General features: G+C 61.9%; 17 protein-coding genes and 1 tRNA gene. 16 read left to right on the forward strand and 2 right to left on the reverse strand.

Annotated features, from left to right (window positions below):
• Positions 1-659 (reverse strand): NAD(P)/FAD-dependent oxidoreductase (locus tag AWB79_RS16420; RefSeq protein ID WP_157695794.1); only part of this gene is annotated, 659 nt, incomplete at its 3' end.
• A gap of 206 nt (positions 660-865) precedes the next feature.
• On the opposite strand from AWB79_RS16420, the gene AWB79_RS16425 reads away from it, so the two are divergent.
• Positions 866-1,639, forward strand: a complete 774-nt coding sequence (locus tag AWB79_RS16425) for an SDR family oxidoreductase (protein WP_061168493.1) — start codon at positions 866-868, stop codon at positions 1,637-1,639.
• A 57-nt stretch (positions 1,640-1,696) separates the two neighbouring features.
• Positions 1,697-2,134 carry an acyl-CoA thioesterase gene (locus AWB79_RS16430; protein WP_061168494.1) on the forward strand — a complete coding sequence of 146 codons (438 nt, stop codon included), beginning with the start codon at positions 1,697-1,699 and terminating at the stop codon, positions 2,132-2,134.
• Positions 2,135-2,145: 11 nt separating this feature from the next.
• On the opposite strand, the gene AWB79_RS16435 is transcribed toward AWB79_RS16430, so the two are convergent.
• Positions 2,146-2,691: a LuxR C-terminal-related transcriptional regulator gene (locus AWB79_RS16435; protein WP_061168495.1), complete on the reverse strand. Its 546-nt coding sequence runs from the start codon at positions 2,689-2,691 to the stop codon at positions 2,146-2,148.
• A gap of 219 nt (positions 2,692-2,910) precedes the next feature.
• Here AWB79_RS16435 and AWB79_RS16440 point away from each other — a divergent pair, with 219 nt between their 5' ends.
• The 14 genes from AWB79_RS16440 to AWB79_RS16505 all read left to right on the forward strand — a co-directional run bounded on the left by AWB79_RS16440 (position 2,911) and on the right by AWB79_RS16505 (position 16,536).
• A complete protein-coding gene (locus tag AWB79_RS16440; RefSeq protein WP_061168496.1) occupies positions 2,911-3,615 on the forward strand; it encodes a CoA transferase subunit A in 705 nt (234 codons plus the stop codon).
• 2 nt (positions 3,616-3,617) lie between these two features.
• Positions 3,618-4,259: a CoA transferase subunit B gene (locus tag AWB79_RS16445; RefSeq protein WP_061168497.1), complete on the forward strand. Its 642-nt coding sequence runs from the start codon at positions 3,618-3,620 to the stop codon at positions 4,257-4,259.
• Between the two features lie 212 nt (positions 4,260-4,471).
• Positions 4,472-5,392 carry an alpha/beta fold hydrolase gene (locus AWB79_RS16450; RefSeq protein WP_061168498.1) on the forward strand — a complete coding sequence of 307 codons (921 nt, stop codon included), beginning with the start codon at positions 4,472-4,474 and terminating at the stop codon, positions 5,390-5,392.
• Positions 5,393-5,460: 68 nt separating this feature from the next.
• The gene (locus AWB79_RS16455; protein WP_061168499.1) at positions 5,461-5,814 is read left to right on the forward strand and encodes a RidA family protein; all 354 of its coding nucleotides are present in this window, start codon (positions 5,461-5,463) and stop codon (positions 5,812-5,814) included.
• 43 nt (positions 5,815-5,857) lie between these two features.
• On the forward strand, positions 5,858-8,077 hold the full coding sequence (locus tag AWB79_RS16460) for a RelA/SpoT family protein (protein WP_061168500.1): 2,220 nt from the start codon (positions 5,858-5,860) through the stop codon (positions 8,075-8,077).
• A 129-nt stretch (positions 8,078-8,206) separates the two neighbouring features.
• Positions 8,207-8,283, forward strand: a tRNA-Val gene (locus tag AWB79_RS16465).
• A 295-nt stretch (positions 8,284-8,578) separates the two neighbouring features.
• The gene (gene thrS / locus AWB79_RS16470) at positions 8,579-10,486 is read left to right on the forward strand and encodes a threonine--tRNA ligase (protein ID WP_061168683.1); all 1,908 of its coding nucleotides are present in this window, start codon (positions 8,579-8,581) and stop codon (positions 10,484-10,486) included.
• Between the two features lie 47 nt (positions 10,487-10,533).
• Positions 10,534-11,061 carry a translation initiation factor IF-3 gene (gene infC / locus AWB79_RS16475; RefSeq protein WP_074169387.1) on the forward strand — a complete coding sequence of 176 codons (528 nt, stop codon included), beginning with the start codon at positions 10,534-10,536 and terminating at the stop codon, positions 11,059-11,061.
• A 231-nt stretch (positions 11,062-11,292) separates the two neighbouring features.
• The gene (gene rpmI / locus AWB79_RS16480) at positions 11,293-11,490 is read left to right on the forward strand and encodes a 50S ribosomal protein L35 (protein WP_004191477.1); all 198 of its coding nucleotides are present in this window, start codon (positions 11,293-11,295) and stop codon (positions 11,488-11,490) included.
• 28 nt (positions 11,491-11,518) lie between these two features.
• On the forward strand, positions 11,519-11,878 hold the full coding sequence (gene rplT / locus AWB79_RS16485) for a 50S ribosomal protein L20 (RefSeq protein WP_008350196.1): 360 nt from the start codon (positions 11,519-11,521) through the stop codon (positions 11,876-11,878).
• A gap of 194 nt (positions 11,879-12,072) precedes the next feature.
• Positions 12,073-13,086 (forward strand): phenylalanine--tRNA ligase subunit alpha, encoded by a 1,014-nt coding sequence (gene pheS, locus AWB79_RS16490; protein ID WP_061168502.1) that lies wholly within the window; start codon positions 12,073-12,075, stop codon positions 13,084-13,086.
• Positions 13,087-13,167: 81 nt separating this feature from the next.
• The gene (gene pheT / locus AWB79_RS16495; RefSeq protein WP_061168503.1) at positions 13,168-15,600 is read left to right on the forward strand and encodes a phenylalanine--tRNA ligase subunit beta; all 2,433 of its coding nucleotides are present in this window, start codon (positions 13,168-13,170) and stop codon (positions 15,598-15,600) included.
• Between the two features lie 64 nt (positions 15,601-15,664).
• On the forward strand, positions 15,665-16,069 hold the full coding sequence (locus AWB79_RS16500; RefSeq protein ID WP_074169388.1) for an integration host factor subunit alpha: 405 nt from the start codon (positions 15,665-15,667) through the stop codon (positions 16,067-16,069).
• 86 nt (positions 16,070-16,155) lie between these two features.
• Entirely contained in the window at positions 16,156-16,536 is a 381-nt protein-coding gene (locus tag AWB79_RS16505) for a MerR family transcriptional regulator (RefSeq protein WP_061168504.1), read from the forward strand.
• The last annotated feature ends 38 nt before the right edge of the window (positions 16,537-16,574 follow it).

Here is a 16,574-nt window from a genome sequence, read left to right on the forward strand (position 1 = left end):
ACCTGCGGATCGGAGTTCTGGTTCAGCCTGAATTTTTCGATCAGCTGACGGCCGAGATGCCCGCGCGCGCCTTCGCAAAACAGCGTGTATTTCGCGTGCAGCTCCATGCCGAGCTGGAAGTTTTCGGTCGGCTCGCCGTCCTTGCCGACGCCCATGTTGCCGGTCACCACGCCGCGCACCGAACCGTCTTCGGCGTACAGCACTTCGGCGGCCGGAAAGCCCGGGAAAATTTCGACGCCCAGCGCTTCGGCCTGTTGACCGAGCCAGCGCGTGACGTTCGCGAGGCTGATCACATAATTGCCGTGATTCTTGAAGTTATCGGGAAGCAGCCAGTTCGGCACCTGCTTCGCGTCGTTCTGGGACAGGAACAGGAAGCGGTCCTCGGTCACTTCGACATCGAGCGGCGCGCCTTTTTCCTTCCAGTCGGGGATCAGTTCGGACAGGCCGCGCGGGTCCATGACCGCGCCGGAGAGGATGTGCGCACCGATTTCAGAGCCTTTCTCCAGAACGCACACGCCGATCTCGACGCCTTTTTCCTCCGCCAGTTGCTTCAACCGGATAGCCGCCGACAAACCGGCAGGGCCGCCGCCGACGATGACGACGTCGTATTCCATCGATTCGCGGGGACCGTATTGCTCGATGAGGCTCGCCGGGGTCATCAATGCTCCTATGTACCGTTAGAATGCCCTTTCGGGATCGCGTATTGTCAGTGATGGTCATGCGGACTGCAACCGAGATACGCCGATTTAGCACGATCGTACTATTATATCCGGCGCCCGCGACATAGGTGCCGACGCTGACGGCCCGCATCGGCGCATCCCACGCGTGCGCCCGGGCTGAACCAACCATACAACAAGGAAGCAGAATGGGCCGTTCGATCAATCTGGAAGGCAAGGTCGCGCTGATCACCGGCGCGTCCAGCGGTTTGGGCAAGCGTTTCGCGCAGGTCTTGTCGCAGGCGGGCGCCAAAGTGGTGCTCGCGAGTCGCCGCACGGAGCGTCTGAAGGAACTGCGTGCGGAAATCGAGTCTTCGGGCGGCGCGGCGCACGTCGTGTCGCTCGACGTGACCGACTATCAGAGCATCAAGGCCGCGGTCGCGCACGCCGAGACGGAAGCGGGTACCATCGACATCCTCGTCAATAATTCGGGCGTATCGACCACCCAGAAGCTCACGGAGGCCACGCCCTCGGACTTCGAATTCGTGTTCGGCACGAACGTGCGTGGCTCGTTCTTCGTCGCGCAGGAAGTCGCCAAGCGCATGATCATGCGCGGCAACGGGCCGGCGAAGCCTGCCTACCGCATCATCAACGTGGCGTCGGTGGCGGGTCTGCGCGTGTTTCCGCAAATCGGCCTCTATGCGATGAGCAAGGCCGCCGTCGTGCAGATGACCAAGGCCATGGCGCTCGAATGGGGCCGCCACGGCATCAACGTCAACGCGATCTGCCCGGGTTATATCGACACCGAGATCAATCATCATCACTGGAAGACCGAGCAGGGGCAGAAGCTCATTTCCATGCTGCCGCGCCGCCGCGTGGGCTCGCCGAACGATCTCGACGGCCTGCTGCTGCTGCTCGCCGCCGACGAATCGCAGTTCATGAACGGCTCGGTGATTTCCGCAGACGATGGTTTTTCACTCTGACCGGCTGGCCACCACGGGCGGCCGGTTTCGTTCACACAGAAATCAGGTAACGCAGTAATGAGCACCGACAGCGATTTTCACACCGTCTTCGAATTGTCCATGCCGATCCGCTGGGGCGACATGGACGCCTTCGGCCACGTCAACAACACCGTCTATTTCCGCTATATGGAGCAGGTGCGGATCTCGTGGTTCGAGCAGATCGGCATTGCGGGCGGGAACGGCGAGGGGCAGGGGCCGGTGATCGTCAATGCGTCGATGGAGTTCCTCAGACAGCTTCACTATCCCGGCGACGTGATCGGCCGCATGTCCGTGGGCAAGCCCGGCCGCAGCAGCTTCGACACGCGCTTCGAACTCTATCGCGCGGATGCGCCCGGCATGCTCTACGCCCGCGGTGCGGCACGGGTCGTGTGGATCGACTACGCGGCGGGCAAGTCGGTGCCGATTCCAGATCTGCTGCGCCGCACCCTCGAAACCGGCGCTCCCATCGCGCTTTGACCGTGCGCGGATCAAGTGCCGAGCAGCCGCTGTAGCAGCTCGGTCGCGTTGCCCGTGTCGTATTTCCTCATCAGCCGCGAGCGGTAGATATCGACCGTGCGCGGACTGATTTCGAGCACGCGTCCAATCTGCTTGCTCGTCTTCCCTGTCACCAGTTGCGCGGCGATTTCCCGCTCGCGCGGCGTCAGCTCGATCGCCACGCGCCGCGTCGCGCTCAAATCCTCGAAGGTCCAGACGCCCGCCGCGTGCGGCGCGGCGCGGTCGAGCGCGCGGCCCGTCACGTGGCACCAGAACAGCTCGCCATTGCTGCGCTTCATGATGCGGTCGTCGCTGTACGTGCCTTCGCGGCTGATGCGCGCGGCGATGCGTTCGCCGATGCGCGAGAACTCGTCCGGCGACGGATACAGCACCTCGAACGATTTGCCGATGAGCGCCTCGCGCGTCATGCCGAAGATCGCGCAGACCTGCTCGTTGCAGTCCTCGATGGCGCGTTCGCGCGAAAGCACGAGCCCGACGGGCGCGAGTTGAAACGCGGTTTGATAATCCAGTGCACGCATGTGAAATCGGGCGCGCGGCGTCTTCGTTTCGCGGCGAACAGCCGCCGGGAACCAAACGCGCGCGGGCAAAGACTTATGTATTTTTGCGTATTGTGCCGGATCGACTGGCCAAAGTACTCTTTGTCACGCCAAAAGGCCGCGCGGCGCGCTCGTGACAGCGTCTCGCCGGCGTCAATAAGCCGATTATCAGTTGGTTTCAAACATGGAAGGGACACACAGATGAACAAGGTCTATCCCAGCGCGAAGGCGGCGCTCGAGGGCATCGTCAAGGACGGCCAGACGTTCGCCGTCGGCGGATTCGGGCTGTGCGGCATTCCCGAAGCGCTGATCGCCGCGCTGCGCGATTCGGGCGTCAAGGACATCACCTGCATCAGCAATAACGCGGGCGTCGATGGTTTCGGCCTGGGTCTGCTGCTCGAGACGCGCCAGATCAAGAAGATGATTTCGTCGTACGTTGGCGAAAACAAGGAGTTCGAGCGGCAATACCTCGCCGGCGAGCTGGAGCTCGAATTCACGCCGCAGGGCACGCTCGCCGAAAAGCTGCGCGCGGGCGGCTCGGGCATTCCGGCGTTCTTCACGAACACCGGCTTCGGTACGGTGATTGCCGACGGCAAGGAAACCCGCCAGTTCGGCGAAAACCACTACGTGCTCGAACATTCGCTCACCGCCGATGTCGGTCTCGTGAAGGCATGGAAGGCCGACAAGTCCGGCAACCTGATCTATCGCCGCACGGCGCGCAACTTCAACCCGATGTGCGCGATGGCCGGCAAGATCACCGTCGTGGAAGTGGAAGAGATCGTCGAGACCGGCGAGCTCGATCCCGACATGATCCACACGCCCGGCATCTTCGTGCAGCGCATCGTGCTGAACGCGCATCCGGAGAAACGCATCGAACAACGCATCGTCCGCGCGAAAGGAGAGTAATCATGGCTTGGACTCGTGACCAGATGGCCGCGCGCGCGGCGCAGGAACTGCAGGACGGCTTTTACGTGAACCTCGGCATCGGTTTGCCGACGCTCGTCGCCAATCACGTGCCGGAAGGCATGGAAGTGTGGCTGCAATCGGAAAACGGCCTGCTGGGCATCGGCCCGTCGCCTTATGAAGAGGAAGTCGACGCCGACCTCATCAATGCCGGCAAGCAGACGGTTACCACGCTGCCGGGTTCGTCGATCTTTTCGTCGGCGGATTCGTTCGCGATGATTCGCGGCGGCCACATCAATCTCGCCATTCTCGGCGCGATGCAGATAAGCAAGAAGGGCGACCTCGCCAACTGGATGATCCCCGGCAAGATGATCAAGGGCATGGGCGGCGCGATGGATCTCGTGGCCGGCGTGAAGAAGGTCGTCGTGCTGATGGAGCACGTCGCCAAGGGCGACCAGCACAAGATCCTCGAGGAATGCACGCTGCCGCTGACGGGCGTGGGCGTCGTGGATCGCATCATCACGGATCTCGGGGTGATCGACGTCACGGACAACGGGCTCAAGCTCGTCGAGCTGGCCGACGGCGTGACGGTCGAGGAAATTCAGAAGAAGACCGGCGCGCCGCTCGATGTGTCGAGCGTGAAGTGATTTTCATGTGACGCGAAGGCCGCTTTCCGCGGCGTTCGGCGCGAAGCATGGATCTGAGCGGGCGAAGCTTTTGTGGCTTCGCCCGCTTTGCTTTTGAGCGTTCGGCTGCATCTGTCCGGAGCGCCGAAGGGATCGTCCGTTCGGCCAACGCATGCTCGAACCCGCGCGATGCGCTTTACAATCGATCGGACTCTTGCCACGAGGAAAATTTCATGACCGCAAACATCGTCGTCGAAGCAGTCCATTCGGATCTGAGCGAGCCGCGCCAGCGCTTCGTGCAATGCGCGAGCCCGGGCGGGCTGCATCGCGTGGCCTATACGGAGTGGGGCGATCCGGCCAATCCGCGCGTGCTGTTGTGCGTGCATGGCCTGACGCGCACGGGCCGCGACTTCGACAAGCTGGCGCGGTCGTTCTCGCACGAGTATCGCGTGGTGTGCCCCGACGTGGTCGGGCGCGGCTTGTCCGACTGGCTCGCCGATCCGCGCTACTACGGCGTGCCGCAATATGTCGCGGACATGGTCACGCTGATCGCGCGGCTGAACGTCGAGATGGTGGACTGGTTCGGCACGTCGATGGGCGGGCTCATTGGCATGGCGCTTGGCGGACTGCCGAATACGCCGATCAGAAGGATGCTGCTCAACGATGTCGGGCCGCATATCGAGCCGGTCGCGCTCAAGCGCATCGGCGACTATCTCGGCAAGCCGGCGCGCTTCGCGTCGCTCGAAGAAGGCGTGCGGCGCGCGGCGGAACTCGCCGCGAGCTTCGGCCCGCTCACCGACGAGGAATGGACGAGCATCAATACGCCGCTACTGCGTGAGCGCGATGGCGCGTGGACCTTTCACTACGATCCGGACATCGCGGCGCCTTTCGCCTCCGTGACCGACGAGCAGAGCGCGGCCTATGAGGCTTTCCTGTGGCATTCGATCGCATCGATCAAGACGCCGGTGCTGGTCGTGCGCGGCGAAACGTCGGATCTGCTGTCCCGCGAAACGGTCGCGCAAATGGTCGAAAAAGGCCAGGCCCTGACGAGCGCCGAAGTTCCGGGCGTGGGCCACGCGCCGGCGTTTCTTGCCGAAGATCAAATCGCCATCGCCAGGGGGTTCTTTCTCGGGGACGGCGGCAGCGGGGCATAATATTGGACTGAGTTAAGCGTTTATCGCCTGCGTCTGCGTTTTCATCATTCACCGATCAGGAACCCACAATGGCAGTCATTCGTCATCACGTCGGCCCGCGTCTTTCCGAAACCGCGATCCACAACGGCACGGTGTATCTCGCCGGCCAGATCGCCGAGGACACGGATCAGGACATCACGGGTCAGATGCGCGAAGTGCTCGGCCACGTCGACCGCCTGCTCGAAGAAGCGAACAGCGACAAGACGCACCTGCTGTCCGTGCAGATCTATATCTCCGACATGGTGCATTTCTCCGGCATGAACGCGGTATGGGATTCGTGGGTCGCGGAAGGCCACACGCCGCCGCGCGCAACCGTCGAGGCGAAGCTCGCCAATCCGGCGTGCCTCGTGGAAGTCGTGGTCATCGCGGCTCAGCGCGGCTAATACACCGCCTGGTCGAGTTCAGAACGAAGCTGGCATCGTCCGCATGACCGAAACCGCCGTTCCCGCACAAACGTTGCCCGAGCCGTCCATCGACGACGCGCTCGCGTTCGTGCGCGAGCACGCGAAGGACGCGCGCGTCTCTACGGGCGAGCTGCTCACGGATCATGCTGTGGGCACCGCGCGCATCATGCAGACGCTCAACGTCGACTCGCACGCGATCGCGGCGGCGGCGCTGTTCGCGCTGGCGCCGCATCTGGACGATCCGGAGAAAGTAATCACCGAGCGCTTCGGGCCGGAAGTGCAGCGCCTCGTCAGCGACGTGCGCAAGCTGCTGCGGCTCGGTTCGGTGAGTTCGCGCGCGACGCTCGCGGAGTTCCCCGATACGCGCGATGCGCAGGCCGCCCGCCGCGCGCAGGTCGAGGCCTTGCGCAAGATGCTGCTCGCGTTCGCGCAGGACATCCGTGTCGTGCTTATCCGACTTGCATCGCGCGTGCAGACTTTGCGTTATCACGCGGCCCACAAGATCGACCCGTCGCCGGACGTGCCGCGCGAGACGCTCGAAATCTACGCGCCGCTCGCCAATCGGCTCGGCATCTGGCAACTGAAGTGGGAACTGGAAGACCTGTCGTTCCGCTTCGAGGACCCGGTCACCTACAAGCGCATAGCCAAGCTGCTCGACGAAAAGCGCGTCGAGCGCGAATCCTATGTCACCGATGCGATCGCGCGGCTGCAAAAGGAGCTCGACACCGCGCACATCAAGGCCGACGTGAGCGGGCGGCCGAAGCACATCTACAGCATCTGGAAGAAGATGCGCGGCAAGCATCTCGACTTCTCGGAACTGAACGACGTGCGCGCGTTCCGCGTGATCGTGGGCGACATCAAGGATTGCTACACCGTGCTCGGCATCGTGCACAACCTGTGGCAGCCGGTGCCTCGTGAGTTCGACGACTACATCTCGCGACCCAAGCCCAACGGCTACAAGTCGCTGCACACGGTCGTGATCGGCGACGACGGGCGAGCGTTCGAAGTGCAGATCCGCACTTACGAGATGCATCAGTTCGCCGAATACGGCGTGGCCGCGCACTGGCGCTACAAGGAAGCGGGCGCGCGCGGCTACGCGGGCCAGGTGACGGCGAGCGAAAAATACGACGAGAAGATCGCGTGGCTGCGCCAGTTGCTCGCCTGGAAGGACGAGGTCGAAGGCGATCAGCCTGGTTGGCAGCACTTGCGCGACGCGACCCTCGACGATGACCACATTTACGTGCTCACGCCGCAGGCGCGTGTGATCGCGTTGCCGCAAGGCGCGACCGCGGTGGATTTCGCGTATCACCTCCACAGCGAACTCGGACATCGCTGCCGCGGCGCGCGCGTCGACGGCGCGATGGTCCCGCTCAACACGCCGCTGCAGAACGGGCAGACGGTGGAGATCGTCGCGGTTAAGGAGGGCGGGCCGTCGCGCGACTGGCTCAATCCGCAACTCGGCTATCTGCACAGCGCGCGGGCGCGGCAAAAGGTGCGCTCGTGGTTCCTCGCGGCGGATGCGGCGGAGAATATCGCGTCCGGCCGGACGCTCGTCGAAAAGACCTTGCAGCGCGAAGGCAAGACTTCGGTCAGCCTCGATCAACTCGCGACGAAGCTCGGCTTCAAGACGCCCGAGGATCTGTACGCGGTCGTCGCGAAGGAAGAGTTCAGCCTGCGCAATATCGAGCAGGCGCTGTCCGACGCGCCGCCGCCCGAGCCCGAGCCGGAAGCGCCCGAGCAGTTCGAGAAGCGCAGCAGCGGGCAAAGCGTCGCGCATGGCGCATCGACGGGCGTGCTCGTGGTCGGCGTGGACGCGCTCCTCACGCAGCTCGCGCGCTGCTGCCGTCCCGCGCCGCCGGATCAGATCGCGGGCTTCGTCACGCGCGGCAAGGGCATGTCGGTGCACCGCACGGATTGCGCGACCTTCCAGCGTATGGCTCAGCGCGCGCCCGAGCGCGTGCTGCATACGACCTGGTCCGCCGAGGTGATGAACGGCCGCGGATCGTCCGTGTATCCGGTGGATCTTTCCGTGGAATCGGCGGATCGGCAGGGTTTGCTGCGCGATATCTCCGAAGTGTTCGCGCGCGAAAAAATCAACGTGATCGGCGTGAAGAGCCAGAGCCGCAGGAACATCGCATACATGCAGTTCACGGTTGAGGTGTCGAACGCGGCGCAGATTCAGCGCGCCTGCTCGTTGCTCGGCGAAGTGCAGGGCGTGATCCGCGCGTCGCGGCGCGCCTGATTCACGCTTAAATGCTTGATGTTGCAGCGCATTTCGCTCGCAGATGGCCGGAACGGCGAATATTTATGAATATTGTGAAGATAAGTACTTGCCAAGATTCGAAACGCTCCATATAATCTCACTTCTTTCAGGCTCGTAGCTCAGCTGGTTAGAGCACCACCTTGACATGGTGGGGGTCGTTGGTTCGAGTCCAATCGAGCCTACCAACGAAAACGAAATTCAGTGGACTTTGGTTCGCGGGGTTTCAGACCGCAAGAAGCGCTCAGCGCAAAAGGCGAAAAGAACATGGCACGTCGAACGTTGACCGAAACAACTTCGGAGCGACGCTAGTCGAGGACCATATTCGCCTTCTGCCAAATTGTTTCGCGGTATGTGTGAAAAGTGAATGCGGCCCCTCGATAGCGGGGCCGCATTTTTTTTGCCTTGCGATTTTCGAAACGAAATCGCGCGGCAATGCTTAATCGAAATCGCTCGGCGTGCGCCGGCGTCTTGGAGAACGATATGGTTTCGGTACGTTTGCCTGATGGGTCGGTCCGACAATACGACCACCCGGTGACCGTCGCGGAAGTCGCGGCATCGATCGGCGCGGGCTTGGCCAAGGCGGCGCTCGCCGGCAAGCTCAACGGCGAACTCGTCGATACCTCGTTTCTGATCGAGCGCGATGCGTCGCTCGCCATCGTCACCGACAAGGATCCGGAAGGCGTCGACGTCGTGCGCCACTCGACCGCACACTTGCTGGCCTACGCGGTGAAAGACCTGTTCCCGGAAGCGCAGGTGACCATCGGGCCGGTTATCGACAACGGTTTCTACTACGACTTCTCGTACAGCCGCCCCTTCACCCCGGAAGATCTCGAAAAGATCGAGAAGCGCATGCAGGAGCTCGCCAAGAAGGACGAGCCGGTGTCGCGCCGCGTGGTGTCGCGCGACGAGGCAGTCGAGTATTTCAAGAGCATCGGGGAGAAGTACAAGGCGGAGATCATCCAGTCCATTCCCGACAGCGACGAAATCCGGCTCTACGGGCACGGCAATTTCATCGACTTGTGCCGCGGTCCGCACGTGCCGTCCACTGGCAAGCTGAAAGTCTTCAAGCTGATGAAGGTCGCGGGCGCGTACTGGCGCGGCGATTCGAAGAACGAGCAGCTTCAGCGCATCTACGGCACCGCCTGGACCAAGAAGGAAGATCAGGAGCAGTACCTGCACATGCTCGAAGAAGCCGAGAAGCGCGATCACCGCAAGCTCGGCAAGCAGCTCGACCTGTTCCATCTGCAGGACGAAGCGCCGGGCATGGTGTTCTGGCATCCGAAGGGCTGGTCGCTGTGGCAGCAGGTCGAGCAGTACATGCGCCGCCGCGTGAACGATGCCGGCTACCTCGAGATCAAGACCCCGATGGTCATGGACCGTTCGCTGTGGGAAGCGTCGGGCCACTGGCAGAACTATCGTGAAAACATGTTCACGACCGAATCGGAAAAGCGCGACTACGCGATCAAGCCGATGAACTGCCCGGGTCACGTGCAGGTGTTCAATCACGGCCTGCGTTCGTACCGCGATCTGCCGCTGCGTTACGCGGAATTCGGCTCGTGCCATCGCAACGAGCCGTCGGGCGCGCTGCACGGCCTGATGCGCGTGCGCGGCTTCGTGCAGGACGATGCGCACATCTTCTGTACCGAAGACCAGTTCATCGCGGAATCGATTGCGTTCAATACGCTGGCGATGAGCGTGTACAAGGATTTCGGGTTCGATCACATCGACATCAAGCTGTCGCTGCGTCCCGAGCAGCGCGCGGGCACCGACGAAACCTGGGATCGCGCCGAGCAAGGTTTGCGCGAGGCGCTGACCGCCTGCGGCCTTCAGTGGGAAGAACTCGCGGGTGAGGGCGCGTTTTACGGTCCGAAGATCGAGTACCACATCAAGGACGCGCTCGGCCGCTCGTGGCAATGCGGCACGCTTCAACTCGACATGGTGCTGCCGGAGCGCCTCGGCGCGGAATACGTGGCGGAGGACAACAGCCGCCGCCGTCCGGTCATGCTCCATCGCGCAATCGTCGGATCAATGGAGCGTTTCCTGGGTATTCTGATCGAGCACCATGCCGGCGCCATGCCGCCGTGGCTCGCGCCGATTCAGGCCGCCGTGCTCAATATTGCCGAAAGTCAGGCGGAATATGCCGCCAATCTGGCCCAATCGTTGCAAAAACAAGGGCTTAGAGTTGAGTGCGATTTGCGCAATGAGAAGATTAGCTATAAAATACGCGAGCACACGCTGCAAAAGGTGCCGTATTTGCTGGTCGTCGGCGACAAGGAGCGTGAGGCAAATACCGTAGCCGTGCGTGCTCGTGGCGGTGTCGATCTGGGCGTGATGCCGGTCGACGCATTTCTGGAGCGTCTGCAGCAGGAAGTGCGGGCGTTCAAGTAAGTCACTCGCAGCGCGGCTTGTTTTTTAATTTTTAGAGGAAACGTAACATCGCTACTGATAAGTCGTCACATCGCATCAACGGTGAGATTACCGCACCGGAAGTGCGCTTGGTCGGAGTGGACAACGAGCCGCTCGGGATCGTGAAACTGGCCGACGCTTTCCGCCAATCGGAACAGCTCGACGTTGATCTCGTCGAAATCGCCCCGCAGGCGTCCCCGCCTGTGTGCCGTTTGATGGATTACGGCAAGTTCAAGTATTCGGAAGCGAAGAAGCAGCACGAAGCGAAGTTGAAGCAGAAGATCGTGCAGGTGAAGGAAGTCAAATTCCGCCCCGGCACGGATGACGGTGACTACAACGTCAAGCTGCGCAACCTCACGCGCTTCCTCGAAGACGGCGACAAGACGAAAATCACGTTGCGTTTCCGCGGTCGCGAAATGGCGCACCAGGAAATCGGCATGCGTATGCTCGAACGCCTGAAGTCGGATCTTGATGAATACGGCCAGGTCGAGCAGATGCCGAAGATGGAAGGGCGTCAGATGATCATGGTGCTTGCCCCGAAGAAGAAGGGTAAGTAATCGCAAGCAGTAAGGCGATGGATCGCGCCCCGTCGAAAGGCGGTTGACGCGGCATTGCCGGCAGTTTCAGATCGGCGTCATTTTGGTGGCGCCGATCATGAAAAGCGGCGGCTCTTCACCGAGCCGCCTGCAAACAAGTGGAGCGTGGGTTTCGAAGGGCGGGAAGGGGTTCGTCGTTGTCTGATGGATCAGCCGCACACCCATGACCATCTAATAAACTGGAGTTGTCTCATGCCGAAGATGAAGACCAAGAAGAGTGCTGCAAAGCGCTTCGTGGTGCGTCCGGGCGGTACCGTCAAGCGCGGTCAAGCGTTCAAGCGCCACATTCTTACCAAGAAAACCACCAAGAACAAACGCCATCTGCGTGGCGCCACGGCTGTTCATGATTCCGATCTGAACTCCGTCCGCGCAATGCTGCCGTTCGCCTAACCTCAACTGACACTCCAAGGAGAGCAAGATGCCTCGAGTAAAACGTGGGGTTACCGCACGGGCCCGTCACAAGAAAATCATTCGTCTGGCCAAGGGTTACCGCGGCCGTCGCAATAACGTCTATCGCATCGCCAAGCAGGCGGTCATGCGCGCAGGCCAGTATGCCTACCGCGATCGCCGCAACAAGAAGCGTGTGTTCCGCGCACTGTGGATCACGCGTATCAACGCGGCGGTGCGTCAGCACGACATGACCTACAGCGTGTTCATCAACGGCCTGAAGAAGGCTTCGATCGAACTCGACCGCAAGGTTCTGGCTGACATGGCTGTGTTCGACAAGGCTGCTTTTGCTGCGATCGTGAAGCAGGTGAAAGCCGCCGTTGCAGCCTAATTGCGAAATTAGTACTGCGTGGTTCGCCCGAGCGTCATCGTGAGGTAGACGGTGGCGCGAAGGCAGAAAACGGGGCTCTCACCGAGCCCCGTTTTTGTTGGTCGGACGGTTTTGCACATCGCATGCGAGGCTATCAGCGTGGCTGAGCAAAACCGAACCGCAGTTTGAACTTCGACGTTGAAGAGAAGGGATCAATGGATCTGGACCAGATTGTCGCCGACGCGAAAAGCGCCTTTGAACACGCCACCGACGCCAACACGCTCGAAAACGAGAAGGCGCGGTTTCTCGGCAAGTCCGGCGCGCTGACCGAATTGCTGAAGGGCTTGGGCAAGCTCGATCCCGAAGCCAAGAAAACCGAAGGCGCGCGCATCAATCAGGCAAAGCAGCAGGTCGAGGCGGCGCTGACCGCACGTCGACAGGGGCTCGCGGATGCGCTGCTGAACCAGCGTCTGGCGGCTGAGGCCATCGACGTCACGCTGCCCGGCCGTGGCGCCGGCGCGGGCACGCTGCATCCTGTCATGCGTACGTGGGAGCGCGTGGAGCAGGTGTTCCGTACGATCGGCTTCGATGTCGCCGATGGTCCGGAAATCGAAACCGACTGGTACAACTTCACGTCACTGAACAGCCCGGAGAATCACCCGGCGCGTTCGATGCAGGACACGTTCTATGTCGACGGCAACGACGCCGAAGGCCGCCCGCTGCTGCTACGCACGCACACGAGCCCGATGCAGGTGCGCTACGCGCGCATGAACAAGCCGCCGATCAAGGTGATCGTGCCGGGCCGCACGTATCGCGTGGACAGCGACGCCACGCATTCGCCGATGTTCAACCAGGTCGAAGGCCTGTGGATCGAAGAGAACATCAGCTTCGCGGATCTGAAGGGCGTCTACACCGACTTTCTGAAGAAGTTCTTCGAGCGCGACGACATTCTCGTGCGCTTCCGTCCGTCGTATTTCCCGTTCACGGAGCCGTCGGCCGAGATCGACATGATGTTCGAGCACGGCAAGAACGCGGGCAAATGGCTGGAAATCTCCGGCTCGGGCCAGGTGCATCCGACCGTCATCCGCAACATGGGCCTCGACCCGGAGCGCTATATCGGCTTCGCGTTCGGCAGCGGCCTCGAGCGTCTGACCATGCTGCGCTACGGCGTGCAGGACCTGCGTCTGTTCTTCGAGAACGATCTGCGTTTCCTGCGCCAGTTCGCGTAAAGCGTCGGCCTTGCCTGCGACGTCCGGCGCTTTTTCGAGCCACCGGACGAGAGACTCCAAACATTTCGAACGTAGACACACATGCAATTCCCCGAATCCTGGCTCCGCAGTTTCGTCGATCCCAAGCTCTCCACCGACGAGCTCGCGCACGCGCTGACGATGGCCGGCCTCGAAGTCGAAGATCTGCGCCCGGTCGCGCCGCCGACCACGAAGATCGTCGTAGGCCAAGTGCTCGAAGTCGCCAAGCATCCGAATGCCGACAAGCTCAACGTCTGTCAGGTCGATGCCGGCACGGGCGAGCAGCTCAACATCGTGTGCGGCGCGCCGAACGTGTCGCCGGGCATCAAGGTGCCGGTCGCGCTGATCGGCGCGGTGTTGCCGCCGGCGGAAGCGGGCGGCGAGCCGTTCGCCATCAAGCCGACGAAACTGCGCGGCGTCGATAGCCAGGGCATGCTGTGCTCGGCGCGCGAACTGAAGCTGTCCGAAGATCACAGCGGTCTTCTGATCCTGCCTACAGATGCCAAGGTCGGTCAGGACATTCGCGAAGTGCTCAATCTCGACGACACCGTGTTCGAGATCAAGCTCACGCCGAACAAGGCGGATTGCCTCTCGGTGTTCGGCGTCGCGCGCGAGACGGCCGCGATCACCGGCGCGCCCTTGAAGGCGCTCGAAATGCCCGCGGTCGTCGCGAAGCTCGACGAGAAGCTGCCCGTGAACATCATGGCGCCCGACCTGTGCGGCCGCTTTTCGGGCCGCGTGATTCGCGGCGTGAACGCGCACGCGAAGACGCCGCAATGGATGGTCGAGCGTCTCGAGCGCTCGGGCCAGCGCAGCATCTCCGCGCTCGTCGACATTTCGAACTACGTGATGCTCGAACTCGGCCGCCCCTCGCACGTCTTCGATCTCGACAAGATCCACGGCGCGATGGAAGTGCGCTGGGGCAAGAAGGGCGAATCGCTCAAGCTGCTGAACGGCAACACCATCGAAGTCGATGAAACCGTCGGCGTGATCGCGGACGACCATCATCTCGAAAGTCTCGCGGGCATCATGGGAGGCGACAGCACGGCCGTGTCGCTCGACACGACCAACATCTATCTCGAAGCCGCATTCTGGTGGCCGGACTCTATCCGCGGCCGCGCGCGCAAGTACAACTTCTCGACCGATGCGGCGCATCGCTTCGAGCGCGGCGTCGATTATTCGACGACGGTCGAGCACATCGAGCGTATCTCGCGGCTGATCCTCGACATCTGCGGCGGGGAGGCCGGTCCGGTCGACGATCAGATCGTCAACGTGCCCGAACGCAAGCCCGTGTCCATGCGCGTGTCGCGTGCGCATCGCATCATCGGCATCGAGATCGGCGCGGAAGAGATCGCGCAAATCTTCACGCGCCTGAACCTCGCCTTCGAACGCGATGGCGACACCTTCAAGGTCACGCCGCCGCCGTATCGCTTCGACATCGAGATCGAGGAAGACCTGATCGAGGAAGTCGCGCGCATCTACGGTTTCGAGAAGATTCCCGCGCGTCCGCCGGTCGCGCGCAGCGAGATGCGCATCACGAACGAAACGAAGCGCTCGATCCACACGCTGCGTCATGAAGTGGCCGCGCGCGACTACTCGGAAACGGTCAACTTCAGTTTCGTCGATGCGGAGTGGGAGAAGGACTTCGCCGGCAACGACAATCCGATCAAGCTGCTCAATCCGATCGCGAGCCAGCTTTCGGTCATGCGCACGACGACCTTCGGCAGCCTGATCGAAGTGCTGCGTCATAACCTGAACCGCCGCGCCGAGCGTATCCGCGTGTTCGAGGCGGGCCGCGTGTTCCATCGCGATGCGAATGTGAAAGCGGGTGAACTGACCGTCGCGGGCTATGCGCAGCCGAAGATGATCGGCGGCCTCGCCTATGGTCCGGTGATCGAAGAGCAGTGGGGCGCGGCTTCGCGCAACGTCGACTTCTTCGACGTGAAGGGCGACATCGAAGCGCTGTTCGCGCCAGTCGTGCCGCGTTTCGTGAAGGCCGAACATCCGGCGCTGCATCCGGGGCGTTCGGCGCGTATCGAAGTGGCGGGGCGCGCGGTCGGCTGGATTGGCGAGTTGCATCCGCGCTGGCTGCAAAAATATGATCTGCAGAACGCGCCGATCCTCTTCGAAATCGACGCCGAAGCGCTGATGGATCGCGCACTGCCGACCCCTGCGGAAGTGTCCAAATTCCCGCCGGTGCGTCGCGATATCGCGATTGTCGTGGATCAACACGTGCTGGTTCAGGCGCTCCTCGACGAGCTCGAAAACGCCCGTTCCGAGCCCGCCTGCAAGCACGTCACGAGGGTTGCGCTTTTCGATGAATTTCGTCCAAAATCAAATACTTCCGGTGGCTTGGGAGCGCACGAGAAAAGTCTTGCCTTCCGTGTAACGTTGCAAGATACTGGCGGCACGCTTCAGGACGAAACGGTCGATACGGCCATCAAAACGCTGGTGGATCGCCTGGCTCGAGTACACGGCGCGCGGTTGCGCGGATAGCCTGCAGTTGGCCCGTCCGTCTCAACGCCCAAGTCTCAAAAAGTGGCAAGCGCCGTTTTCCGATATGAACCAAATGAACTCGAGTGATTTCGAAGCCCTTCTTTCGGCGCAGCGTAGCGCCATGACCCGAGATACCCAGACCTCGAGCGCGTCCGGCGACACGCCGACGCTCACCAAGGCCGAGTTGGCCGAGATGCTGTTCGACCACGTCGGTTTGAACAAGCGCGAAGCCAAGGACATGGTCGAAGCCTTCTTCGAAGTCATTCGCGATGCGCTGGAGAGCGGCGAAAGCGTCAAGCTCTCCGGCTTCGGCAATTTTCAGTTGCGCGACAAGCCTCAGCGTCCCGGCCGCAATCCGAAGACGGGCGAGGCCATTCCCATTGCCGCGCGGCGGGTCGTCACGTTTCATGCAAGTCAGAAGCTGAAGGCGCTGGTCGAAACGGGAGCGGAGACGGACCTCACTCGCTGATCTCCCGGCGGCGCGCGTCTCTCGCGCGTCGCGTTGCCTGACCACCGCGGTTCAATCGACATCACTTACAAGATGGTTGATCGACGATGGAAAAAGTCGTCTTGCCTCCGATCCCCGCCAAGCGATATTTCACGATTGGCGAAGTCAGCGAGTTGTGCGGCGTCAAGCCTCACGTGTTGCGCTATTGGGAGCAGGAGTTCACACAACTGAGGCCCGTCAAGCGGCGCGGCAATCGCCGCTACTATCAGCATCATGAGGTTCTGCTGATCCGGCGCATTCGCGAGTTGCTGTATGAACAAGGCTTCACGATCAACGGCGCGCGCAATCGGCTCGACGCTCAGGGACGCGCGATCGACGACGACTCCGAAGTCGCCGAAGCTCCGGTCGCTGAACAGGCGCAAGCGGCGATCGATGTCGATCAGTTGCGCAAGGATATCCTTCAGGTGATCGATCTGCTCGGCGGGTGAGCCGCGTCAGACTTCCGACAATGCCGCGATTGCATCGC

The organism is Caballeronia hypogeia (genome assembly GCF_001544875.2).
GTDB lineage: Bacteria > Pseudomonadota > Gammaproteobacteria > Burkholderiales > Burkholderiaceae > Caballeronia > Caballeronia hypogeia.